General features: G+C 63.6%; 21 protein-coding genes. 10 read left to right on the top strand and 11 right to left on the bottom strand.

Features of this window, described 5'->3' with window-relative positions; all coding sequences use genetic code 11:
• The first annotated feature begins 19 nt into the window (after positions 1-19).
• The 3 genes from acuI to olsB all read left to right on the top strand — a co-directional run bounded on the left by acuI (position 20) and on the right by olsB (position 4,461).
• Positions 20-1,009, top strand: a complete 990-nt coding sequence (gene acuI / locus NKI99_RS06100) for an acrylyl-CoA reductase (NADPH) (protein ID WP_128303215.1) — start codon at positions 20-22, stop codon at positions 1,007-1,009.
• Between the two features lie 137 nt (positions 1,010-1,146).
• Positions 1,147-3,405, top strand: coding sequence for a response regulator (locus NKI99_RS06095; RefSeq protein WP_352610179.1), 2,259 nt, complete (start codon positions 1,147-1,149; stop codon positions 3,403-3,405).
• 180 nt (positions 3,406-3,585) lie between these two features.
• Positions 3,586-4,461, top strand: a complete 876-nt coding sequence (gene olsB, locus NKI99_RS06090; protein WP_352610380.1) for a l-ornithine N(alpha)-acyltransferase — start codon at positions 3,586-3,588, stop codon at positions 4,459-4,461.
• Between the two features lie 142 nt (positions 4,462-4,603).
• Here the strand turns inward: olsB and NKI99_RS06085 are convergent, their stop codons facing one another.
• Positions 4,604-5,236: a trimeric intracellular cation channel family protein gene (locus NKI99_RS06085; RefSeq protein WP_352610176.1), complete on the bottom strand. Its 633-nt coding sequence runs from the start codon at positions 5,234-5,236 to the stop codon at positions 4,604-4,606.
• A 112-nt stretch (positions 5,237-5,348) separates the two neighbouring features.
• Positions 5,349-5,984, bottom strand: coding sequence for a nucleotide exchange factor GrpE (gene grpE / locus NKI99_RS06080; protein WP_352610173.1), 636 nt, complete (start codon positions 5,982-5,984; stop codon positions 5,349-5,351).
• Positions 5,985-6,223: 239 nt separating this feature from the next.
• Between grpE and NKI99_RS06075 the strand changes: the two genes are divergently transcribed.
• The 3 genes from NKI99_RS06075 to NKI99_RS06065 all read left to right on the top strand — a co-directional run bounded on the left by NKI99_RS06075 (position 6,224) and on the right by NKI99_RS06065 (position 8,050).
• Positions 6,224-6,424: a hypothetical protein gene (locus NKI99_RS06075; protein WP_352610170.1), complete on the top strand. Its 201-nt coding sequence runs from the start codon at positions 6,224-6,226 to the stop codon at positions 6,422-6,424.
• Between the two features lie 97 nt (positions 6,425-6,521).
• Positions 6,522-6,899 (top strand): hypothetical protein, encoded by a 378-nt coding sequence (locus NKI99_RS06070; RefSeq protein WP_023812522.1) that lies wholly within the window; start codon positions 6,522-6,524, stop codon positions 6,897-6,899.
• A 128-nt stretch (positions 6,900-7,027) separates the two neighbouring features.
• The gene (locus NKI99_RS06065; RefSeq protein WP_023812521.1) at positions 7,028-8,050 is read left to right on the top strand and encodes a fatty acid desaturase; all 1,023 of its coding nucleotides are present in this window, start codon (positions 7,028-7,030) and stop codon (positions 8,048-8,050) included.
• A gap of 117 nt (positions 8,051-8,167) precedes the next feature.
• Here the strand turns inward: NKI99_RS06065 and NKI99_RS06060 are convergent, their stop codons facing one another.
• From NKI99_RS06060 to cysG, 6 genes are all read right to left on the bottom strand, one after another.
• Complete coding sequence (locus NKI99_RS06060; protein ID WP_128303220.1) at positions 8,168-9,772, bottom strand: GMC family oxidoreductase; 1,605 nt, start codon at positions 9,770-9,772, stop codon at positions 8,168-8,170.
• Between the two features lie 96 nt (positions 9,773-9,868).
• Positions 9,869-10,402, bottom strand: a complete 534-nt coding sequence (locus NKI99_RS06055; protein WP_352610169.1) for a DUF934 domain-containing protein — start codon at positions 10,400-10,402, stop codon at positions 9,869-9,871.
• Positions 10,403-10,513: 111 nt separating this feature from the next.
• Positions 10,514-11,278, bottom strand: coding sequence for a phosphoadenylyl-sulfate reductase (locus NKI99_RS06050; RefSeq protein ID WP_127272509.1), 765 nt, complete (start codon positions 11,276-11,278; stop codon positions 10,514-10,516).
• Entirely contained in the window at positions 11,253-12,923 is a 1,671-nt protein-coding gene (locus NKI99_RS06045; RefSeq protein WP_128303223.1) for a nitrite/sulfite reductase, read from the bottom strand. The genes NKI99_RS06050 and NKI99_RS06045 overlap by 26 nt, the downstream gene beginning before the upstream one ends.
• A gap of 43 nt (positions 12,924-12,966) precedes the next feature.
• The gene (locus NKI99_RS06040) at positions 12,967-13,260 is read right to left on the bottom strand and encodes a DUF2849 domain-containing protein (RefSeq protein WP_027037731.1); all 294 of its coding nucleotides are present in this window, start codon (positions 13,258-13,260) and stop codon (positions 12,967-12,969) included.
• Positions 13,257-14,708 carry a siroheme synthase CysG gene (cysG, locus tag NKI99_RS06035; protein ID WP_352610166.1) on the bottom strand — a complete coding sequence of 484 codons (1,452 nt, stop codon included), beginning with the start codon at positions 14,706-14,708 and terminating at the stop codon, positions 13,257-13,259. The genes NKI99_RS06040 and cysG overlap by 4 nt, the downstream gene beginning before the upstream one ends.
• A 419-nt stretch (positions 14,709-15,127) precedes the next feature.
• Here cysG and NKI99_RS06030 point away from each other — a divergent pair, with 419 nt between their 5' ends.
• Positions 15,128-15,577: a baeRF12 domain-containing protein gene (locus NKI99_RS06030; protein WP_023812513.1), complete on the top strand. Its 450-nt coding sequence runs from the start codon at positions 15,128-15,130 to the stop codon at positions 15,575-15,577.
• Positions 15,578-15,800: 223 nt separating this feature from the next.
• Positions 15,801-17,597 carry a cation:proton antiporter domain-containing protein gene (locus tag NKI99_RS06025; protein WP_352610164.1) on the top strand — a complete coding sequence of 599 codons (1,797 nt, stop codon included), beginning with the start codon at positions 15,801-15,803 and terminating at the stop codon, positions 17,595-17,597.
• Positions 17,598-17,667: 70 nt separating this feature from the next.
• Here NKI99_RS06025 and NKI99_RS06020 read toward each other — a convergent pair whose 3' ends face one another.
• Complete coding sequence (locus NKI99_RS06020) at positions 17,668-18,477, bottom strand: AraC family transcriptional regulator (protein ID WP_352610161.1); 810 nt, start codon at positions 18,475-18,477, stop codon at positions 17,668-17,670.
• A 117-nt stretch (positions 18,478-18,594) separates the two neighbouring features.
• Here NKI99_RS06020 and NKI99_RS06015 point away from each other — a divergent pair, with 117 nt between their 5' ends.
• Complete coding sequence (locus NKI99_RS06015; protein WP_352610160.1) at positions 18,595-19,515, top strand: zinc-binding dehydrogenase; 921 nt, start codon at positions 18,595-18,597, stop codon at positions 19,513-19,515.
• Positions 19,516-19,528: 13 nt separating this feature from the next.
• On the opposite strand, the gene NKI99_RS06010 is transcribed toward NKI99_RS06015, so the two are convergent.
• Complete coding sequence (locus NKI99_RS06010) at positions 19,529-20,281, bottom strand: SDR family NAD(P)-dependent oxidoreductase (RefSeq protein WP_023812510.1); 753 nt, start codon at positions 20,279-20,281, stop codon at positions 19,529-19,531.
• A 164-nt stretch (positions 20,282-20,445) separates the two neighbouring features.
• On the opposite strand from NKI99_RS06010, the gene NKI99_RS06005 reads away from it, so the two are divergent.
• Positions 20,446-20,808 carry a nuclear transport factor 2 family protein gene (locus NKI99_RS06005; RefSeq protein WP_352610157.1) on the top strand — a complete coding sequence of 121 codons (363 nt, stop codon included), beginning with the start codon at positions 20,446-20,448 and terminating at the stop codon, positions 20,806-20,808.
• A 9-nt stretch (positions 20,809-20,817) separates the two neighbouring features.
• Here the strand turns inward: NKI99_RS06005 and NKI99_RS06000 are convergent, their stop codons facing one another.
• Positions 20,818-23,079: a transglycosylase domain-containing protein gene (locus NKI99_RS06000; RefSeq protein ID WP_127296407.1), complete on the bottom strand. Its 2,262-nt coding sequence runs from the start codon at positions 23,077-23,079 to the stop codon at positions 20,818-20,820.
• Positions 23,080-23,129 lie beyond the last annotated feature (50 nt).

Below are 23,129 nucleotides of genomic sequence, written 5' to 3'. Positions count from 1 at the left end.
CACGATCGCGGAGAAAGACATGTCCGAAACCTTCAAAGCCATCCTCGTTTCGCGTGACGCCGAGAAAAAGCAGTCGGTAACCGTGACCGATCTCACCGACGCCGACCTGATGGAAGGCGATGTCACCATCGCGGTCGAGGCAACGACGGTGAACTACAAGGATGGCCTGGCGATCACAGGCAAGGCGCCGGTGATCCGCCGCTGGCCGCTGGTGCCGGGCATCGATTTCGCCGGCACCGTCATCTCGTCTTCCCATCCCGACTGGCGCGCCGGTGACAAAGCCATCCTGAACGGCTGGGGCGTCGGCGAAACCCATTTCGGCGCCTATGCTGGCCGCGCCCGTGTCAAAGGCGACTGGCTGGTGCCGCTGCCGCAGGGCATCAGCCCGCATGACGCGATGGCCGTCGGCACCGCAGGCTATACCGCCATGCTCTGCGTCATGGCCCTGGAGCGGCACGGCATCCTGCCCGATCGCGGCCCGGTGGTGGTGACGGGGGCGGCCGGCGGTGTCGGCTCGGTCGCGGTCTCGATCCTGTCCAGCCTCGGCTACCATGTCATTGCTTCCACCGGCCGCAATGCCGAAAGCCCCTATCTGATCGACCTTGGCGCCGCCGAAGTGATATCGCGCGACGAGCTTGCCCAGCCGGCCAAGCCGCTGGCCAAGGAGCGCTGGGCCGGCGGCATCGACGCAGTTGGCAGCCACACGCTGGCCAATGTGCTCTCGATGACCTCCTATGGCGGCGCGGTCGCCGCCTGCGGCCTGGCCGGCGGCATGGACCTGCCGACCAGCGTCGCGCCCTTCATCCTGCGCGGCGTCTCATTGCTCGGCATCGATTCAGTGATGGCGCCGAAAGCAGTCCGCCTCGAGGCATGGCGCCGCATCGGCACCGACCTCGATCTTCAGAAGCTCGCCAGCCTGTCCAGCACCATCGGGTTCGACGGCATCGTCGATGCCGCGCGCGACATCGTCGACGGCAAGATCCGCGGCCGCGTCGTCGTGGATATGTGACTCCGCCCAACTGCCGGAAGGGATGGAATCGCCAGATCTGCGGCAAACCCGCCGCGCCTCGGCAAAAAGCGCTCATCCGCTAAAATTCGAACGATCCGCCGCAATTTTCCATAATCTCTGTCTGGCAAGGATTTCGCATGATCGCGGAATCCGGCAGCCAACAGGCGGACACTGGCGACGACGTCGATGCGGTGCTCCCGCCGCTGGTGCCCGAGCCGGAATTCTCCAGGCGCGAAAGCCTGCCCTTTCTGACATTCGTCGCCATCGTGGTGGTGGCCGGGCTGGCGCATCTGACCGGGGCACCAATCTTCATTAGCGTCGCATTGCTGGCAACCGGTCTTGCCGGTCTTGCCCTGCATCTGCGCGCCAGGCGGAGCGAACATCGCACCTCTGCCCTTCTTGACGAAACCACTGCCCGCAGCCGCGCCGAGATCGAGACGCTGGCCGACCGCATGTGGGAGATGCAGGAGAGCGATGAGCGCTTTCGCGGCCTGATCGACGCGCTTGGCGATCTCGTCATCCATCGCGACCGCGATGGCTACATCGTCTATGCCAACAAGGTCTTCGCCGATCTCGTCGAGATCGACCAGCGCGACCTTGCCGGCAAGACCCTGGCAGAACTGGGCATCGAGGTCGGCATGGTTCCCGATGCCGCCTTTTCCGACCATGAGTGCCTGAGTTCCACCGATGTCTCTATCAGCACGCCGAGCGGGCAGCGCTGGTTCTCCTGGATCGAACTGTCGGTGCGCGACAAGGACAGCGGCGCGGTTTCGCACCGCGCCATCGCCCGCGACATCACCGCCCGCAAACGCGCCGAATCCTCGCTGATCACCGCACGCGAACGGGCCGAATATGCCAGCCAGGCCAAATCGCGCTTCCTCGCCACCGTCAGCCATGAAATCCGCACCCCGATGAACGGCATCATGGGGATGGCCAGGTTGCTCGCCGACACCAGCCTGTCGCCGGAGCAGCAAACCTATGTCGGCGCGGTCTCGACCTCGGCCAGCGCATTGCTTGCCCTGATCGAGGATCTTCTCGACTATTCCAAGATCGAAGCCGGGCGTTTCGACCCCGAGCCGCAGCCGATGTCGGTGCGCGAGATCGCCGACAACATCATCGAATTGCTGGCAGCGCGGGCTTTCGCCAAGGATATCGGGCTGGGTTGCCATGTCGAACCCGACGTGCCGCAATTGATCACCGCCGATCCGGGCAAGGTGAGGCAGGTGCTTCTCAACCTCATCGGCAACGCCATCAAGTTCACCGACAGCGGCGGCGTGCTGGTGAGCATAGCATGCGCACGCACCGAAACCAGCGACCGCATATGCTTCACCATCGCCGATACCGGTCCGGGCCTGCGTGATGCCGACCTGGAGCGCATTTTCGAGGAGTTCGAGCAGGCCGACGGCACGTCGACACGCACACATGGCGGGGCCGGCCTCGGCCTTGCCATCTCCAGACGCCTGGTGGCCGCCATGGGCGGCACGATCTCGGTATCCAGCCGGCTCGGCCAGGGATCCGAGTTCGTCTTCGAAATCCCTGCGATAGCGGCCACCGAAGCGCCGCAGGGCCACCAGAATGCTCTCTCGGGCAGACGCGCGGTGATCCTGTCGAAGAACGCCGTCGAGGCCGACGCCATCGCCCGCACCATCCGCGCCAATGGCGGCGCGGTCGACATCGCCACCACTGCCGCACAGGCCGCGCCTTTCGCCGCCGGCTGCGATGCGATCCTGGTCGATGCAGCGATGGAAGAAGGCGACGGAAGGCTGCTCAAGCGCCTGCGCCAAAGCGGTTTCTCCGACTGTGAGGCGATCACGCTGATCGCGCCGACCGATCGCGGCATGCTTGGCGAGTTCCGAGCCAGCGGCTACGCAACCTTCCTGGCCAGACCGGTGCGTGGCGGAACACTTCTGCGTGTGCTGTTGAGCAGCCATGCTCCGAGCCTCGGCCCGCCGCAGCCGGAAAGGCGCGGCGCGCCGACGCTGCGCGCCGTCGGCAACCGCCAGCGCGGCCTGTCGGTGCTGATCGCCGAGGACAATGACATCAACGCCATGCTGGCCCGCGCCACGCTGCTGAAGGCCGGGCATCGCGTCAAGGTGGTCGGCAACGGCAAGGCCGCCGTCGAGGCTGTCACCGGCGCCGCGCACAAGGACCGCTTCGACGTGGTCTTGATGGATCTGCACATGCCGGTCATGGACGGGCTGGACGCGATTGCCGCCATCCGCCGCCATGAGGAAGAAAGTGCAGTGCGGCCGGTGCCGATCATGGTGCTGTCGGCCGACAGCCAGGAAAAGACCCGTCATGCGGTGTTGGCCCATGGCGCCAGCGGCTTTGTCACCAAGCCGCTCGACCCCGAGGCGCTGGTCAATGCTGTCGAGGGGCAGGTCGTCGCGGCCTGAGCTTTCCACCGTCATTCGGCACGGGCGATCACTTAAACGTAGCCGGTTGATCGTATTCGCCAGCCGACGAAGTATTGCCCATGACGTCGTATCACGGTACTGTCACAATCCTGTTGCACCTACACCGTATCCCCGTGCCAAGAGGGATGGCTCGAAGGAGAATCACTCGTGCATACAGTTATGCCGGAATGTGACACTCGGCCGAACGCCAGCAGCGCCTTGCTTGCCGGACGTAACGTCGATTCCGTCATAAAGGGCGCTGCGCTGGGCCGTATAGGCAATCTTGAAGTGCGGCTCGCTCGCAACGAGGCCGAGATCGCGGCCGCGCAGGAAGTGCGCTACCGGGTGTTCTACGACGAACTTGGCGCCAGGAAGGACCTGTTCCAGGCCCATGACCGCCGGGACGCCGATCGGTTCGATCCGCTCTGCGACCATCTGCTGGTTTTGGACACCACGCTTTCCGGTCCCGAACATCGCCGCATCGTCGGCACATATCGGCTGCTGCGGCAAGAAATCGCGGCCACGGCCGGTGGCTTCTATTCCGAAGGTGAATTCGAGCTGACCAAGCTCATCGCCCGCCACCCCGGCCAGCGTTTCCTTGAACTCGGCCGCTCCTGCGTGTTGCCGGAATACCGCTCGAAGCGCACCATCGAGGCGTTGTGGCAAGGCATCTGGGCTTACATCAATCATTACGAAATCGGTGTGATGACCGGCTGCGCGTCCTTTAACGGCACCGTGCCGGCAGCGCATGCCGAGGCGCTCACCTACCTCGCCCACCACTGCCGGACGAACTCGGCCTGGGACGTGCGCGCGGTGTCCGGGCGCTATTGCTCGATGGATCTGATGCCGATCGAGGCCGTCAATGCCAAGGCGGCGATCGCCGCGATGCCGCCTTTGGTCAAGGGCTATCTGCGCGTCGGTGCCCGCATCGGCGATGGTTGCGTCATCGATCGCGAATTCTCGACGGTCGATGTGTTCGTCGTGATGCCGGTCAAGGAGATCGGCGCACGCTACGTCAACTATTATGGCGGCGAAGCCCAGCGCTTCGCGGCGTGAGATTGAGTAGGCAGTAGGCAGTAGGCAGTAGGCAGTAGTGATGACGCCACGATTAAGCTCCTGTGACTACTGATTATTCCCTATTCCCTATTCCCTATTCCCTATTCCCTATTCCCTATTCCCCATTCCCTATTCCCTCTCTTCACGGAATATCTTCCGGCCGCCTGCCGGGTCGGCTCTTGTAGGACGGAAACGACCAGCCGAATTTGAGCGCACCACCGCGCACGAGGAACGCCGCCGCAAAACCGGCGAGGTCCGAGGCGAGCGGCGGCAGTCCGGCAAGTTCGCCAAGCGTGTAAAGGCCGGCACCCGCAAGGGCCGCCGTAACGTAGATCTCGGGCCTGAGCAGCACAGATGGCTCGCCGGCAAGGAGATCACGCAAAATGCCGCCGAAAGTGGCGGTGAGCACGCCGGTGATGACGGACACGACCGGCGAGCCTGTAATCGCAAGCCCCTTGGCCGCGCCCATCACCGAAAAAGCGGCGAGCCCGACGGCGTCGAGCCAGAGCAGCCATTTCCAGCGCGATTCGACACGATGCGCGCCGAAGAAGACCAGCACCGCAACCGCGGCGCAGACCAGCACATAGCCGGAGTTGGCGACCCAGAAAACCGGCAGGTTGAGGATAACGTCGCGAAGCGTGCCACCGCCTATCCCGGTGACGCTGGCCAGGAACAGGAAGCCGATAATGTCGAGTTGCTTACGCGAAGCCGCCAGCGCCCCGGTCGCCGCGAAGACGGCGACACCGGCATAATCAAGAAGCGCGATAGGGTTCATGAGGCCAAGGCAGTAGGGATTAGGGATTAGGCAGTATGAATAGCACGAAGCCGCGCGATGATACGACTGCCCTAGTTTCCTACTGCCTACTGCCTACTGCCTATTCCCTGCCTCACGCATCTTTCTCGGCCTGTTCGTTCACCGGCCCCGGCTCGACCGGTGCTTCAGCGGCGGCGAACTTTGGCCCGCCCTTGGCGACGCCCACCATGGCCGGGCGCAGCACGCGGTCGCCGATCGAATAGCCCGGCTGCACGACCTGGACCACGGTGTTGGCCGGGACATCCGGATTGGGCACTTCGAACATCGCCTGGTGGAAATTGGGATCGAACTTCTCGCCTTCAGGCGCGAGCTTCTTGACCCCATGCCGTTCCAGCGCCGACAGCATGGCGCGCTCGGTGAGGTCGACGCCTTCGATCAGCGCCTTGAAGCCGGCGTCACCCGATGCCTTGGCCTCGGCGGGAATCGCATCCAGCGCGCGGCGCAGATTGTCCGACACCGACAACATGTCGCGGGCGAAATTCGCGACCGCGTAGGTGCGCGCATCGTGCACATCGCGCGCCGTGCGGCGACGCAGGTTTTCCATCTCGGCCGCCACGCGCAGCGCGCGGTCCTTCAGCTCTTCATTTTCCTTCAGCAGCCGCACAAGGGCTTCATAATCACCGTCGGTGCTGCCTTCCGTGCGCTCGACTGTGGGCTCGGTCGCCTCGACTTCATCGGGCGCGCGTTCGTCTTTTGCCTGGTCGCTCATCGCCGTTTCCCGTCAATCTCGAATGATGTGGATTTTGTGCCCGATATCGATGTTTGGCGGCCAAAAATCAAGGGGTAAGCGACTATGGAAGCCGCCGGCCAAGGCCGGGCAATGACAGGCAAGACATTTCGACTTTAATTCAAATTTTACCTTAACCGCCGGCTTTGCTTGCCACACAGGCATGATGGGGGAACCATTCTCTTGCTGCAGGAGTTTCGAAGCCGAGACAGGATTTTGAGATGATGACCCGCAACATGGGCGAACAGACAGAGGGGCTGGCCATCGAGATCAGGCGCCAGTTCGGCGCCGAGGCGGTGACCCGCTTTCTGCGCACCTTGCCGGCCTTCCGCACCGAGGCCGACATCCCCGACCGGCTCAGAGAACTGCTCGACCGCCTCGATGGGGCGGAGCGCGGTGACATCGGCTGGCGCCGGCCGTAACGCAACAATCGATCTTGGCAGCAAACCTCCTATCGGCAATAGCCGTGGAGAGCCGAACCATCTAAGGATAGATGGGTTGGTTCAAATGGAGGACGTAATGCGCAAGGTTTCGATTACCTCATCGCTGATGGCGCTTGTCGGCCTCGGCGCCATCACCTTGGCGGCCTTTCCGGCACAAGCAGACAATCTGCAGCTGCAATTGGGCAAACATGGCCCGCGGCTGAAGCTCATGGAAGATTGCGACCCCGCCTACGACGATTGCGAAGGTCCCCGTCGCGACGATCGGCGCGACCGGCGTCAACGAGGCTGCACGGAAGACCGGGCTCTCGACAAGGCAGAGCGAATGGGCATCCGCCGCGCAAGAATTGAGTCCATCGGCCGCCGGGAGATCACGGTCCGCGGCAGACAGGGTGGCGACCGCGTGCGCGTGACTTTTGGCACCGAGCGCGGCTGTCCTATCCTCGATCGCGAATAGCGGTCGACGTCATCAGCAGGTTGAGCTGGCGGTTGGCTGGCTCGACCGCCAAGCCACGCGACAATTACGCACAGTAATTTTGCGTGATGTTGCCTTGCGGCGGCGAAGCACCGCGCCTATGCTTCCTGATGAACATGATTTCCCCTGAGGCGGTGGCCAACAGCAAGCGCGCCTGGCTGAAGATTCTCGCCCGCTACAAGAAGCCCGACAGGCGGCGCAGCGCCGTCGAACTCGCCATCACCCTCATTCCATTCGCCATACTCTGGGGACTGTCCTCGGCGGCTTATGCCTATGGCCATTGGTGGGGACTGGTCCTCATCCTTCCCGCGGCCGGGTTTCTGGTGCGCATCTTCATGATCCAGCACGACTGCGGCCACGGCTCCTTCTTCGCCAATCGCTACGCCGACGACTGGATTGGCCGCGCGCTCGGCATCCTGACGCTGACGCCCTACGATTGCTGGCGGCGTGCCCACGCGACGCACCACGCCAGCGCCGGCAATCTTGACGAACGCGGCATGGGCGACATCCGGACGCTGACCGTTGCAGAATACCGGCAGATGTCGTGGCGAGGCCGCCTCGCCTACCGTCTCTATCGCCACCCGCTGGTGATGTTCGGGCTCGGTCCGATCTGGCTGTTCATCTTCGAGCAAAGGCTCCCCGTCGGCATGATGCGCGGCGGCCTGACCCCTTGGGTGTCGTCGATGACCACCAATCTTGGCATCGCGGTCGCAGCAGCCATCCTCATATGGTTCGTCGGCCCGGGCGCTTTCCTGGTGGTCCACCTGCCGATCGTCATCCTCGCCGGTTCGGCCGGCATCTGGCTGTTCTACGTCCAGCACCAGTTCGAGGAAACGGAATGGGCGAAGGATGCCGACTGGGAATTCCAGCACGCTGCCCTGCACGGATCGTCCTATTACGATCTACCGCCGGTGCTGAACTGGCTCACCGGCAACATCGGTGTCCATCACGTCCATCATCTCTCCGCCAAGGTGCCGTGCTACCGGTTGCAGGAAGTGCTGCGGGATTATCCCGAGTTGCGCGACATCGGCCGTGTCACGCTGCTCGAAAGCTTGCGCTGCGTCAAACTGGCATTGTGGGACGAAAACCGCCGCAAGCTGGTGTCGTTCCGCGAGGCACGGGCGGCGGCTTAAGCAATTCCAGGAGAAGTTTGAACGGTTTTCCAGGGAAAGCGCGTAACGTTTTCCCTGGGCAATTGCGTCATAACAAAAGGACCGCCGCGCTATGGGCGCCGCGGCCTGGAGCTCCGATCAGGCAGCCCTGATCATGTCGGCGGCCTTTTCGGCGATCATGATGGTTGGGGCATTGGTGTTGCCACCAATCAGTGTCGGCATCACCGAGGCGTCGACGACACGCAAGGCTTCAAGCCCGCGCACCTTGAGTTGCGGATCGACCACCGCCATCTCGTCGACTCCCATCCGACAGGAGCCGACCGGGTGATAGACCGTGTCGGCGCGGGTACGGATATGGGTCATCAGATCGGCATCGCTCGGCTCGCCGGCGATGTGCATTTCCTTGTGCCGGTAGCGCGTCAGCGCCGGCGAAGCCAGCACCTGCCGGGTGATCCTCACGCCTTTCAGCAGCAGTTCCGCATCGCGCTGGTCGCCGAGAAAGCGCGGATCGATGCGTGGCGCGGCAAATGGATCGGCGCTGGCCAGCCCAACCTCGCCACGTGAGTGCGGCCGCAATATGCAGACATGACAGGAAAAACCGAAGCCGTAGTGCAGCGTGCGCGCATGGTTTTCGACCAGGCCGATGACGAATTGCAGCTGCAGGTCAGGGCGTTCAAGCGCCGGGTCGGATTTGACGAAAGCGCCGCTCTCGGCCGCCGGCGAGGCGATCAGCCCGGTTCCATCCCGGCGCCACTGCGCGATGTGCCTGAGGAAACTCAACGCGCCGCGCGGGCTCATGCCAAGCATATCGGTGTCCTTCGATCTCCAGCCGACGATGAAATCGAGGTGATCCTGCAGGTTCTTGCCGACGCCCGGCAATTCGTGGACGACGGGAATGCCATGCACGGCAAGTTCGGCCGCCGGGCCGATACCCGACAGCAACAGAAGCTGCGGCGAACCGAAGGCACCGCCACAGAGGATCACCTCGCGCGACGCCTGTGCCACTGTCTCGCCTTTGCGTGTCCGGTAGCGGATGCCGGTGGCGCGCTTGCCGTCAAGGACGATGCCTGTGGCGTGCGCCCGCGTGACCACGGTCAGATTGGTCCGCTGCATCACCGGATGGAGATAGGCGGCGGCAGTCGAACAGCGCTCGCCATTACGGGCGCCACCGGCAAACTGGGTCACCTGGAAATAGCCGGCGCCCTCTTGTTCCGGTCCGTTGAAATCGTCCGAGGCGCGAATCTGGTTTTCGGCACAAGCCTCTATGAAGGCCTTGGCGATCGGCCTCGGCGAGCGCTGGTTCGACACTTTCAGCGGGCCGTCCCCGCCATGCAACGCATCAGTGCCGCGCTCATTGCCCTCGGCGCGCCGGAAATAGGGCAGCACCTCATCCCACGACCAGCCCTCGCAGCCTAGATTTGCCCATTCGTCATAGTCGCTGCGATGGCCCCTGACATAGAGCATTGCATTGATTGCGCTGGAGCCGCCCAGCGCCTTGCCGCGCGGCTGGTAGCCCTTGCGGCCGCCAAGACCTTGCTGCGGCACGGTCTCGAAGGCCCAGTTGTTGATTCTGGGCCGGCCGGAAAGCATGCTGATAATGCCAGCAGGAGCGCGGATCAGCATATCCCTGCCCTCGCCGCCAGCTTCGATCAGGCAGACCGTTTTCGATGGATCTTCCGAAAGCCGCGCGGCAAGCGCACAGCCGGCGGACCCACCGCCGGCTATGACATAGTCGTAACGCATGAAGACCCCTCCCCGATCGTCCACGGATTTCCATCCGGATGATCAAGAAAAGGCCTGAACACGACTGATGTAAAGACGCGCGGAATTACCGCAACGTCAGCTGCTGCGAACGCGCCGCCAGGAGTATTTCGGGCCTTTTGGTTCCGGCACGGCGGCTGGCTGGTAGTAGAGCCCCAATCCGCCGGTACGGTCCTCCGCCAGGCGCTTCAACAGCACCGGATTGGAAATCTCGAACTCGTCGAAGCCCAGCCGCAGCATATGCGGCAGCTGGTCCACCAGCACTTGGCCCGTGGCGCGAACGGCACCTTCGAAATGGTAGCGGCCGCGCAGCAGTTCTCCCTTAGAGAAGGAGCGGCCGTCGCTGAAGGCCGGGAAGGCCAATGCCACCAGCGACAGCTGGTCGAGCAGGTCGGCAATCTTCTCGAGCTGATCACCCGGCTGCAGCAGGACGCCGAGCCGTTCCTTGGCCGAGCGGCGCACCTCCGGATCCAGATCGAGGAAGACTTGCAACGGCAGGATGAAGCGGCCGTTGCCGGACAGCGCATCGGCGCTTTCGGCATGCGTCCACTCATCCTCGTGAAAACCCGCAGGGGTCCAGAGCCGGGTCTCCGGTGTCGTCGGTCCAGTCATAAAGATTCCTAAAGCCCCAAGATCCAGGTCCGCTGAAAGTCCATCCCACGCAAAGCCGGCGGCCTCCGGATGAAGGTCGCCGTTCGCAGGCCGGCTGAATTTCAGCATACCCTATAGTGATGCGTCGGTCAGCGACTTCTCCAGCCCCGACAGGTGAATGCCGCACTCGGTCTTGGCGTGACCAGCCCAGCGGCCGCTGCGCGCGTCCTCGCCCGGCTGCACCGGCTGCGTGCACGGGAAGCAGCCGATCGACAGATAGCCATAGGCGACCAGTGGATTTTCGCGCAGCGCATGCGCGCGCATGTAGTCGGCCTGATCCGATGTCGTCCAGTGTGCCAGCGGATTGATGCGGATGCGCGGACCGACGGCCTCGAACACCGGCAGCGCTGCCCGTGTCGCGGCCTGAAAGCGCTTGCGGCCGGTTAACCAGGCGCGGAAGGGTGCAACGCCACGCGCCAACGGCTCGACCTTGCGTACATCGCAGCAGGCGTCGGTGTTGCTCTGATGCAGATTGCCCGTCGGATCGATCCGTTCGAGTGCTGCTTCCTCGGGTTTGATCACCCTTATGTTGGTCAGCCCGAAATCGGCGGCGAGCGCGTCGCGATAGCCGAGCGTCTCCTCGAAATGCTTGCCGGTGTCGAGGAAGATGACCGGCAGTGTCCGGTCGATCTTGGCGATCATGTGCAGCAGCACAGCCGAGTCCGCGCCGAACGACGACACCGCAGCGATCTCGTCGAGGAACAGTTCGCGGGCCGAGCGTTCGATGATCTCGATCGGCTTCAGATGACCGTAGAGCGCGTCGAGCCCCGCCGCTTTGGCGGCGATGCCGTCATCGACGTCTCCGATACGGTCAAGCGGCCTTGGCTTCGCCAGCATAGAGCGCCTCCTTGAACGGCGCGGGACCGACTCGGCGGTAGGCGTCGATGAATTTCTCTTGTGGGTCGAGCCGAAGGCCGAGATAGGTCTCGACGATCTGTTCGATGGCGTCGGTGATCTCTTCCGACGAGAAGCCGCGGCCGATGATCTCGCCGACCGAGGTGTTCTCGTCTGCCGAGCCGCCCAGCGTCACCTGATAGAGTTCGGAGCCCTTCTTCTCGACGCCGAGGATGCCGATGTGGCCGACATGGTGATGACCGCAGGCGTTGATGCAGCCGGAGATCTTCAGCTTCAGTTCGCCGATCTCGCGCTGCCGTTCCAGCGAGGCGAAGCGTTGCGAGATTTCCTGCGCGATCGGGATCGAGCGCGCCGTGGCCAGCGCGCAATAATCGAGGCCCGGGCAAGCGATGATGTCCGATATCAGGTTGGAGTTGGCTGTCGCCAGACCGATGCCGACCAGCGCATCATAGACCGCCTTGAGGTCGGCGCGGGCCACATGCGGCAGGATCAGGTTCTGCTCATGGCTGACACGCAGCTCGTCAAAGCCATATTTCTCGGCGATGTCGGCGATCGCTTCCATCTGGCTGTCCGAAGCGTCGCCGGGCACCTCGCCGATGCCCTTCAGCGAGATCGTCACCGCCGCATAGTCGGGATGGCGGTGCGTCACGACGTTCTGGTCGAGCCACTCCGAAAACCCCTTGGAATCGAGCCGCGCCAGCTTGACCGCCTGGTCGCCTTCCGGCCGCCCAGCGAGCACCGGTGGCGCGAAATAGGCCTCGATGGCGCGGATGTCGGCTTCCGGCAGCTTCAACTCGGCGTCCTTCAACTCCTGCCACTCGGCCTCGACCTGGCGGGTGATCTCCTCGACGCCGGTCTCATGGACGAGGATCTTGATGCGCGCCTTGTATTTGTTGTCGCGGCGGCCATAGAGGTTGTAAACGCGCAGGATCGCCGTGCAGTAAGACAAAAGATCGGCTTCCGGCAGGAAGTCGCGGATTTTCCGGGCAACCATTGGCGTGCGACCCTGGCCGCCGCCGATATAGACGGCAAAACCGAGTTCGCCGGCGGCGTTCTTCTTCAGGTGCAGGCCGATGTCGTGGGTCTGAATGGCGGCGCGGTCGCGCTCGGCACCCGTCACCGCGATCTTGAATTTGCGCGGCAGGAACGAGAATTCCGGATGCACCGACGACCACTGGCGCAGGATTTCCGCGTAGGGACGCGGATCGGCGACTTCGTCGGCGGCAGCGCCAGCGAAGTGGTCTGCGGTGACGTTGCGGATGCAATTGCCGCTGGTCTGGATGGCATGCATCTCAACGCTCGCGAGATCCGCCAGGATCGCCGGAATGTCCGACAGCGCCGGCCAGTTGAACTGGATGTTCTGGCGCGTGGTGAAATGGCCATAGCCCTTATCGTATTTGCGGGCGATGTGGCCAAGCATGCGCAACTGCTTGCCGTTCAGCGTGCCGTAAGGCACCGCGATGCGCAGCATGTAGGCGTGCAGTTGGAGATAGACGCCGTTCATCAGCCTCAATGGCCGGAACTGGTCCTCGGTGATCTCGCCGGCAAGACGACGCTGCACCTGGTCGCTGAACTCCGCGACGCGGGCCTGGACAAAATCGTGGTCGAACTCATCGTAACGGTACATGCTTGGTCTTTCAGGGCGCGTCCGCCCATGCCTGGTGTCTCGGTTATGCTGCCCGCGCAGCCTGCTTGCCGAGATCGTTGCGGATTGTCGGGCCGGCGGCGCGGATCTTCTCGCGCAGCCGCACCGGTTGGACGACGCCGTTGACGACTTCAGCGTCGATCAAATTGACGTCGACCACTTCGTTGGCGGCATAGGCCTTGGCGCCGATCGCCTCGAGCCTGTCCTCGGCTGCCTTGTCATGGGCGAGGTCGGCATGGTCCACCGTCTCGGCCCAGCCGCCATCGGCGTACCAGACGGCAATACCGTCGGTGAGGCGGTTGGCGGTCAGTATCTTCATTGCTGAACTCCTTCGGCGACCGAACTGGACGCGCCTTCATGCCTGTGTGCCGCCAGCGGCTCGGACCGTTCAAAGTTGGCGCCGGCGACCGCATCGCCGATGATGGTCATGACCGGGCCGGAAAGATCGGCGCGCGTTTCCAGCGACGGCAGGTCGGCAAGCGTGCCGTGGAAGCGACGCCGGTTGGCGAGGCTGGCATTCTCGACCACGGCCACCGCCGTATCTGGCGACAGACCGGCCTCGATCAGCCGTCCGGCAACCTCGGCGGCCACCGAGCGGCCCATATAAACGGCGACGGTGGCGCCGGAAATGGCGAGCTTGGCCCAGTCGGGCAGCGAATTGCCCTTGAGATCGTGGCCGGTGGTGAACACCATCGACGAGGAGACACCGCGCAAGGTCAGCGGCAGTTCGAAATCGGCGGCGGCAGCAAAGGCCGCGGTGACACCCGGAACCACCTCATAGGCGATGCCGGCATCGCGAAGTGCCGCCATCTCTTCGCCGGCCCGGCCGAACACCAGCGGATCGCCTGACTTCAGCCGCACGACACGCTTGCCTTCACGGCCAAGCTCGACCAGCAGCGCATTGATCTCAGCCTGGCTCTTGGTGTGGCAGCCCTTGCGCTTTCCGACCGGCAGGCGCTCGGCATCGCGGCGACCCATGGCAACGACCGCCTCCGGCACCAGCGCGTCATGGACGATGACATCGGCTTCCATCAGCAGACGATGGGCCCGCAAGGTCAGTAGATCCTCGGCGCCCGGACCGGCGCCAACCAGCGCGATGTGACCGCAAGCGGGCGTGTTCGACAGCAGAATATCGACGGCAGCATCATGCGCCTGCGAAAGCTGACCGATTTCAGCCGCGCGTGCAGGAGCACCAGTGAAGAAATCATTCCAGAAGCGGCGCCGGGCATTGCCTCTCGGCAGCAGCTTCTCGGCAGCCCCGCGAAACGAAGCGGCAAGCGTTGCCAGCGGCCCGAGCGACGGCGACAGCATACGGTCGATGCGGCCGCGCAGCATCTGCGCAAGCACCGGCCCGGCGCCTTCGGTGCCGATGGCGATGGCGACTGGCGCGCGGTTGACCAGCGCCGGGGTGAAGAAATCGCAAAGCTCAGGCCGATCGACGGCATTGACCGGAATGCTTAGGCGGCGCGCATCCGCAGCCACCCGACGGTCGAGTTCCTCGTCGCCGCTGGCGGCAAACACCATGATCGCGCCTTCGAGCTGCGATGCGTCGTAAGCGGCGGCAAAATGGCTCGCGCCGGCCTGGGCGACGAAGGCGAGCAGGTCGGGCTCGGCGTGTTCCGCGATAATCCGCAGGACCGCACTCGACTGTCCGATCAGCCGCGCCTTGGCCAGCGCCTCTTCGCCGCCGCCGACGATGGCCACGGCTTCGCCCTCGACCCGCATGAACACGGGGAAGGCGTTGAGCTTGGGAGCAGTGTGCGACATGGACGCGAGCGGAATCCTGAATGAGCTTGCAGTTCTACGCGCGGGCGCGAGAAACCAGAAGGAACGCACTCGCGCATCCCTTATCGGGATGCAATTGCTTTTCTGAAAGCATCCCGGCCAAGAGAAAAATATTTCTCGTTTACAGATGGAGCGGATTCAAGCTGCTGTCGCAGGCCTTGTTTTCCGGGTCTTTTAGCGCCTGGGGAGAAAAGCCGCAAAACCGTTTTTTCTAAATTCTACCAAATTAGTAGATTAAAGCCGCGAACTCTGGATAGCCAGAATGTCCAACGCCGACGCGGCTGCCGACTGGAACATTAGTGGCTCCGGGCGCGTTCTCAAAAGGCCTGTCATATCGGATCGAAACCCGGCTGCGGAACGCCACGAAAGGCCACCACGCGGCTGAAAAGGAGCCTGTCATCATGAACACAATCATACTCAAGCACGGTATCTGGGTCATGGTGGCCGATGGCGAGAAGGCGCTTTTCCTCAGGAACGCTGGCGACAATAAATATCCGAATCTCGAGGTGGTGCAGGAAATGCAGCAGGACAACCCGCCCACCCGCGAGCAAGGCAGTGACAGCCCGGGCCGATACAATGATGGTCCCTCCGTACACCGCAGCGCGGTCGAGGATACGGATTGGCACCGCATCGGCAAGGAGCGTTTCGCCGATGAAATCGCCGCCCGGCTCTACAAGCTCGCGCATGACGGCGAATTCAGCGAGATCGTGCTGGTCGCACCGCCGGTGGTGCTTGGGACAATGCGCAAAAAGCTGCACAAGGAGGTCGGGGACAAGGTGACCGCCGAAATTCCCAAGACATTGACCAACCATGCCATACCGGAAATCGAGGCCTTGCTGCAGGCAGCCTGATCATTGTCGATCGGCCCTGACCGATCGAGACGAATAGCACCGCATAAATTCCGATTTGACCGGCAGCTTTCTCAGCTGCCGGTCAAATATTTGCGGCAGCGCCGTCGATTTCATGGCTTTGCGGGTTGCATCGCCGACATACCATCCACCATATTGCAAACAGGCGGCGGCTTTGGGCGGCGCTCATCCAACATCGCTGTTTTTGAAAGGCGCTCCATAGACAATGCCGCATGACACGCCCCTTATCGCCACCATCGTCGCCGGTCTGGGGCTGGCTTTCGTCTTCGGGGCTCTCGCCAATCGCTTCCGCATTCCGCCGCTGGTCGGCTATCTCGTAGCCGGCGTGCTGGTCGGGCCGAACACGCCTGGCTTCGTCGCCGATGCCGGCCTTGCCAACGAACTGGCCGAAATCGGCGTCATCCTCCTGATGTTCGGCGTCGGGCTGCACTTCTCGCTGAAGGATCTGCTGTCGGTGCGTGCCATCGCCGTGCCGGGCGCCATCGTCCAGATCGGCTTCGCCACCGCACTTGGCGCCGGTCTTGCCTGGATGCTTGGCTGGTCGATGGGCGCGGGGCTGGTGTTCGGCCTGGCGCTGTCGGTGGCCTCGACCGTGGTGCTGCTGCGTGCCCTGCAGGAACGGCGGATGATCGAGACCGAGCGCGGCCGCATCGCCGTCGGCTGGCTGATCGTCGAGGATCTGGCCATGGTGCTGGCGCTGGTGCTGCTGCCGGCGCTCGCTGGCGTGCTCGGCGGTCAGGAGCAGGCTGACGCCCATGCGAGCGGCCTGCTGTCGCTGCCGGCCAGCTACGGCATCTGGGGCGTCGTCGGCATCACGCTGGCCAAGGTCGCCGCTTTCGTGATCGTCATGCTGGTGGTCGGCCGCCGGGTCATTCCCTGGATCCTGCATTACGTCGCCCATACCGGCTCGCGCGAACTGTTCCGGCTGGCGGTTTTGGCCATCGCGCTCGGCGTCGCCTTCGGTGCGGCAAAACTATTCGGTGTCTCGCTGGCGCTGGGCGCCTTCTTCGCCGGCATGATCATGAGCGAGTCCGAGCTCAGCCACCGCGCCGCCGAGGAATCGCTGCCGCTGCGCGATGCCTTCTCCGTGCTGTTCTTCGTCTCGGTCGGCATGCTGTTCGACCCGTTCAGCCTGATCAGCAATGGCTGGCCGATCCTGGCGACGCTGGCCATCATCGTCATTGGCAAATCACTGGCCGCATTCGCCATCGTTGTCGCCTTCGGCTATCCCATCGCCACGGCGCTGATAATTTCGGCAAGCCTTGCCCAGATCGGCGAATTCTCCTTCATTCTGGCTGAACTCGGCGTCGGGCTGAAGCTGCTGCCGGAACAGGGCCGCGACCTCATTCTGGCCGGTGCGATCCTGTCGATTGTCCTCAACCCGCTGATGTTCCTGGCCATCGACTGGATGAAGCCGTGGCTGGAACGGCGCGCCGCCAGGACGGCACCACCGGTCGAGGCAAAACCGGTTGGTCCGGCGACGGAGCCGGGCCAGGTAGCCTCTGTCGCGGCAACGACGAAAAAGGAGGACGGCCCGCCTCCAAAGACGGCACTCACCGGCCATGCTATCCTGATCGGCTACGGCCGTGTCGGTGGCCTGGTCGGCTCGGCGCTGAAAGACGCGGCAATGCCCTTCCTGGTCATCGAGGACGCCGACAAGACGCTGGCGAAATTGAAAGCGGACAGCATCGAGACCGTCGCCGGCAATGCGGCCAATGCCGAAGTGTTCGCCGCCGCCAATCCCGAAGGCGCCAGCCGGCTGATCCTTGCCATCCCCAATGCCTTCGAAGCCGGCCAGATCGTGCTCCGAGCCCGCACCGCCAACCCTGGCATCAACGTCATCGCTCGTGCCCATTCCGACGCCGAGGTCGAACATCTCAAGGGTTTGGGCGCCGATACGGTGATCATGGGTGAACGCGAGATTGCGCGCGGGATTGTGGAAGAAGTTCTCGGTCCCAAACCGGAGTTGAGGCGCGAAACCGCCGAGCCATCGGTGGCCTGAGTTCCAAAGCCCAGGCTGCACTCTCGCACGCTGGCACCGTGATCGGCTCGACCACCCTTTCAAGCGAGCATCACGCCACGAATGCAGAGCCGCCATTTTGCGCGATGCCACTGAGGTATTTGGCCGGCGGCTTCCCAAGCGCCTTCTTGAACATGGTGATGAAGGCCGTAACGGAACCATAGCCGAGATCGCCCGAGACCTGCTGGACACTTTTGCCGGAAGCCAGTTCCCGAATTGCAACGATCAAGTGCAATTGCTGGCGCCAGCGCCCGAAACTCAGCCCTGTCTCCTTTGCCACAAGGCGGGCGAGGCTGCTTTCGCTGAGCGCCACGCGATTGGCCCATTCCGCCAGTGTGCTGCGGTCGGCGGGATCCTGCGCCAACGCCTCGGCGATCCTGTTCAAGCGCGGCTCGGACGAGATCGGCAGGTGTAGCTGCTGGACAGCCATGCGTGGCAATTCGGTGAGCAGTATCTTGATCAAGAGTTCGCCCCTCGCCTCGTCGTCCTGCAGCCGATCGGAAAGCTCGATGATCAATTCGCGCAGCAGTGGCGAGATCGAAAGCGTGCAGCACCGCTCCGGCAGATCGGCGGCTCCCGGCTCTATGTAGACGAAAAAAATCCGGGCGTTGGCGGTTGCGACATTGCTGTGCTCCATGCCGCCGGGGATCCACACCCCGCAATGCGGCGGCACCATCCATAAACCGCTTGGGACGCGGCATGTGACGCCGCCTGCAAGCGCGAAAACGAGTTGGCCCTTGCGGTGCCAATGGGAGGGTACCTCCGCTCTGGTCTCTGGGATATCGACGCGCACGGCAATCGCAGGCGCGGAAAGGTCATCCACATCGAAATCGAGCCAGGGGTAGCTGAGGGGCTGTCTCATGATTGACAGTTTTTAGCGATCAATTGCTTTCATATCTAAATTATTCAAAGGCAAAAGTCGATAAGGTACACTTGCGAATGAGCGGTGCGACCGCCGCGCAGCTAGGAGGTATCAACCATGCTCGCCCTCGTCATCTCCTCCGACAGCGCGACCGGACTGAGGATCTCAGAGCTTGCCGAGCCTCAACCGGCCTCGAACGAGGCGCTTGTCTCGGTCCACGCGACCTCGTTGAATCGCGGCGAACTGCGCCTGCTCAGCATACGTCCGAACGGCTGGATACCCGGCCAGGACATCGGTGGGATCGTCGAACGGGCAGCAGCCGATGGCTCAGGACCGGCCGTTGGCGCCCGCGTCGCGGCTTTGGTCGATGAAGCCGGATGGGCGCAACGTGTCGCCGTTCCGACCGACCGTCTCGCCGTCCTGCCCGATGACGTCAGCTTTGCCGCCGCCGCCACGTTGCCAGTCGCGGGCACGACGGCGCTGAGGACTCTACGCCATGGCGGCGACCTGACCGGCCAGCAGGTGCTGATTACCGGTGCAAGCGGCGCGGTCGGCCGTTTCCAGGTCCAGCTTGCCCGCGAGCAGGGCGCCTCGGTGACGGCAATCGCCGCCGCCCGGCACGCCGAGGATCTCCGCGGCCTTGGAGCCGAGCAGGTTGTCGAAGCGATCGATCTGGCCGAGGGACCGTTCTCGCTGATCACGGAGTCGGTGGGCGGCAAAAGCCTCGCTCACGCGATCGAGCGCATCGCACCTGGCGGGACCATCGTCATGTTCGGTTCGAGCAGCGGCGAACTGACGCCCGTCGGATTCCGCCAGTTCGTTCCGGATCGTGAAGGAGCGAGGCTTCAGACTTTCGCGTACTACACGTCTGGTCCAGGCATTGGCGAGGACATCGCCTCGCTGCTCGCTCTGGTCGCAGCCGGCCGGCTCGAAACGCGCGTGGCCTTGACCGTGCCGTGGACAGACATCGCCCAAGTGCTGGACGCACTGCGACAGCGCAGCTTCAGCGGCAAGGCCGTTCTCACAATAACCGGATGAGCACCCTGATTTGTCACACATGCTGACCGCCATTGATGTGGATTTCCGAGCCGGTCACGTAGGACGCCTGCTGCGAACACAGGAAGAAGATGATGTCGGCGACTTCCGCCGTGGTGCCAAGGCGCCTGAGAGGGATGGTCTCGACGATCTTGTCAGTGCCCGGCGACAGGATCGCGGTGTCGATCTCGCCGGGCGCAATGGCATTGACGCGGATGCCGTGCGGGCCGAAATCATGTGCCATCTCGCGCGTCAGCGAGCCGAGTGCCGCTTTCGATGTGGCGTAGGCCGTGCCGGCGAAGGGATGCACGCGGGTTCCGGCGATCGAGGTTACGTTGACGATCGAGCCCTTGGCCGCCGCCAGTTCCTTGAACAGGCCGCGCGCCAGCATGATCGGCGCGAAGAAATTGACCTGGAACACGTCGCGCCAGACATGCATCGGCGTGTCGATCGAATCCATGCGGCTGTTGCCGTCCTTGAGCTTCGGCGAAATGCCGGCATTGTTGACCAGTGCATGCAGCTGGCCGCCATGCGCTTCCAGCCGGTGGCGGATTTCGGAGACGGCGATGCCGACATCCTCCTGATCGGCGAGATCGACCTTGATGTGGTCTTCCGGCCCGGCCGGCCACGGGCAATCCTCGGCGAAAGCCTGCCTGGAGCAGGTGATGACGCGCCAGCCCTCGCGCGAAAAACGCTTGACGGTGGCGTGGCCGATGCCGCGGCTGGCGCCGGTCAGCACGATGGTCTTTCTGGTGTCGAGTTCAGTCATTTCAAGGTCTCCGGCCGGCAGATGTAGCCGAACGCCGCCGAGGTGGCGAGAGGCCGAAATGTCACCATTCACGTCAAAGGAGGAACCGGGAAGCCAACTCGCCGTTGGTTCGGGAGTGCAGGACAAGGGTGCGGGGTTTCACATCAAATCAATCGGACAGAGCCATGACACAGACAGCACCCCTCGACATCGCCACGGCCTTCACCAAGGCGTGGACAGGCCACGACCTCGAAAAGCCAGCATCCTATGTCGCCGACGACGTCGTTTTTGATGGGCCGATGCAGCAATCGACCGGCAAGGCCCCCTACCTGAAGGGCCTGACCAAACTTTCACAGGATGTGACCGGTGTGCGCATGATCGCTGCTTTCGGCGACGATCACCAGGCGCTGCTGATGTATGACTTGATGACAAAGTCGTCCGGCGCGCTTTCCTGCGCCAAGCACCTTACCGTCCGCGATGGCAAGATTCACAGCGACAACCTGACCTTTGACAGCAAGAAATTGGGCAACGCCAAACCACGGAATTAGCGGATCGGATCAGCCGCCAAGGAGGTCGAGGATGGAGGTCTGCCGCTTTTTGCGCGGACCGCCGACGTCGCCTGGCGGCACCGGGTGCTTGATCGATGCGGTGGCGCCGTCATCCTCTGGCATGGAAAGGCCATCGGCATCTACGGTTTGGGCGGGACGGGCCGCGCGGGACGGCGCTTGGGCAACCGGCGCTGCTGGCCGCGCCGGAGCCTGCTGGCCGACCGACGTTGACGGAACCGGCGCCGTGTTGTTCGCCGAGGGTATCTCGTCGGGGACGAATGTGTCGGCCGGCGTCGATTTCCAGGTGCCGGGCAGTGGCCGCACCGGCACACCCTCGTGGGCCGCAACCATGAACTCGTGCCAGGCCTGCGCCGGCAGTGCGCCGCCGGTGACCTTCTTCATCGGGCTGCCATCGTCATTGCCGAACCACACACCGGTGGTGAGGTTGGCGGTGTAGCCCACGAACCAGGCGTCGCGCGAATTCTGACTGGTGCCGGTCTTGCCGGCCGATGGCCAGGCGAAAGCCGCTTTCCGGGCAGTGCCGATCTCAACCGTGCCCGTCATCATCGAGTTCATCATGCCCACGATCTCAGGCTTGACGACGCGCGGCGCGCTGCCGCCGCCGCTGTCGTAAAGCACCTTGCCCTCGGTGGTCGTCACGCGCCGGATGAAATGGATGTCGGGCTTGTAGCCGCCATTGGCAAAGGGGACATAGGCCGAGGTCAGCTCCAGCGGCGTCACTTCCGAAGTGCCGAGCGCGATCGAGGTGTTGGACTGCAGATCGGACTGGATGCCCATGCGGTGCGCCGCCTCGACGACCGCGTTCGGCCCGACCTCCATGGTCAGTTGCGCCGCCACCGAGTTCAGCGACTTGGCCAGCGCGGTGGCCAGCGTCACCTTGCCGAAATACTTGCCGCCGTAATTGTCGGGCGTCCAATTGCCGATCTTGATCGGCGCATCGTTGCGGATGCTGTCGGGCGTGCGACCGGCTTCGAGCGCGGCCATATAGACGAACGGCTTGAACGCCGAGCCCGGCTGGCGACGTGCCTCCGAAGCACGGTCGAACTGGCTCGTCGAATAGTCGTAGCCGCCGACCATGGCGCGCACCGCGCCGGAATCGTCGATCGACACCAGGGCGCCCTGGCTGACGTTGAGCTTCTTGCCGCTGTCGTCGATCAGCCTGCGGATCGATTGTTCGGCGAGCTTCTGCAGGTTCAGGTCGACGGTGCTGTCGATGACGATGTCGCCGCGTACGTCGCCGATCAGGTCGGGCAGTTCCTCCATGATGGTATCGGCGACGTAATTCTCCGAGCCGGTCCAGTAGGACGGCGCACGCGTTGCCGGCGCGCTCATTGCCGAGGTCAGTTCCTTGGCGCTGATCTTTCCCTCGTCGCGCATGGCGGCAAGCACCAGTTGCGAGCGTTCCTCGGCGGCCTTCGGATCGCGTGCCGGCGACAGCCGCGACGGCGCCTTCAACAGGCCGGCAAGCAATGCGGCTTCCGACAGGGTGACGTCACGCGCGCTCTTGCCGAAATAGCGGCGCGAGGCGGCCTCGACGCCATAGGCGCCGGAACCGAAATAGACCCGGTTGAGGTACATTTCGAGGATCTGGTCCTTGGTGTGCTTGTGCTCCAGCCACAGCGCCAGCAGCACTTCCTGCACCTTGCGCTCCAGCGTGCGGTCGGGTGTCAGGAACAGGTTCTTCGCCAATTGCTGGGTCAGCGTCGAACCGCCCTGCGAGAAATGCCCGCCAAGCACATTGGTGACCATGGCGCGAGAAAGCCCGATCGGGTCGATACCGAAATGCGAGTAGAAGCGCCGATCTTCAATAGCGATGACGGCTTCCGGGATATAGGGCGACATTTCATGCAGGCCGACGGCCTCGCCACCGCTCATGCCGCGATTGGCGAGCAATTGGCCATCTGCCGAAACGATCTTGATGTTGGGGGCGCGGTCGGGAATCGACCAGGTCGTCGCCGCCGGCATCTTGGCGCCATAGTAGACGACGATGCCGGCCACGCCGATGCCGCCCCAGATGGCCAGCACGAAGCACCAGTAGAACAGCCGGCCGAGCACACCGAACAGGCCGCGCCGGCTTCTGCCGCGCTTGGCCCGCGACGATTTCCCTTTGGCCGGCTTGCGTTTTGCGGAGGCTTTGCGATTGCTCGGCACGACGCGATCCTCCTCGTTCACCGAAAGACCCGCCGAGGACCGCGCCTGCGGCGGCCCCTCGAAACTGGGTTCGATGCGACTGTCCCTGCGGTTCGCCATGCGCTGTGCTTGATATCCCCGATGCCTATGGCGTTCGGGTTGAAGAGTAG

Origin of the sequence: Mesorhizobium sp. M0239 (assembly GCF_040321815.1) — a bacterium.
Lineage (GTDB): Bacteria > Pseudomonadota > Alphaproteobacteria > Rhizobiales > Rhizobiaceae > Mesorhizobium.
Note: the sequence above shows the minus strand (reverse complement) of the source record. Positions and strands in the feature narration are given on the sequence as shown.